Source organism: Stenotrophomonas sp. 3diitr2024 (assembly GCF_042136455.1).
Classification (GTDB): Bacteria; Pseudomonadota; Gammaproteobacteria; order Xanthomonadales; family Xanthomonadaceae; genus Stenotrophomonas; species Stenotrophomonas sepilia.
Genome location: NZ_JBHHMJ010000167.1, coordinates 1 through 485 on the forward strand (window position 1 = coordinate 1; position 485 = coordinate 485).

Here is a 485-nt window from a genome sequence, read left to right on the forward strand (position 1 = left end):
CGGAAGGTCGTTGTTGCGTGGAAGGGGTATGCGGAAGGAATCAGTTCGGTCGTGCGGCACTGCTTTCGCGGATGCGCAACTGCACCGGCGCGACCGTGCGCCGAGGCGGCGCGTCGGGTTGTGGGTACGCGAGTACTCAAAGCCCTGATGCTCGCCCGGGCTGGACTGCGCATAGGTCGAGGTGGCGTAGATCGGCGGCATCACCGCCCCGGTGCTGGGATCGGGCGACTGGCCGCCATGGCCAACGAAGAAACGCGCTGGTACGGCGTGCAGTTCCACCCGGAAGTGACCCACACCCTGCAGGGCCAGGCGCTGCTGCGCCGCTTCGTGGTGGACGTGTGCGGCTGCCAGACCCTGATCCGGGAATCGGTGGACATCAATGCGCTGGTACGGCAGTGGCTGCCGGACCTGCAACGCGCCTGCCCGCCCACGGTGGTACTGGATGCCGATCTCACCCCGGGCCTGCCGCAGGTGAGCACCGATGC

1 protein-coding gene and 1 pseudogene are annotated in these 485 nt (G+C 67.8%); one reads left to right on the plus strand and one right to left on the minus strand.

Annotation, left to right across the window (positions count from 1 at the left end):
* Positions 1–201 (minus strand): PLP-dependent transferase (locus tag ABGA94_RS04020; RefSeq protein ID WP_375366455.1); only part of this gene is annotated, 201 nt, incomplete at its 3' end.
* A 27-nt stretch (positions 202–228) separates the two neighbouring features.
* Here ABGA94_RS04020 and ABGA94_RS04025 point away from each other — a divergent pair.
* Positions 229–485: pseudogene (locus tag ABGA94_RS04025) on the plus strand (hypothetical protein); the annotation flags it as partial.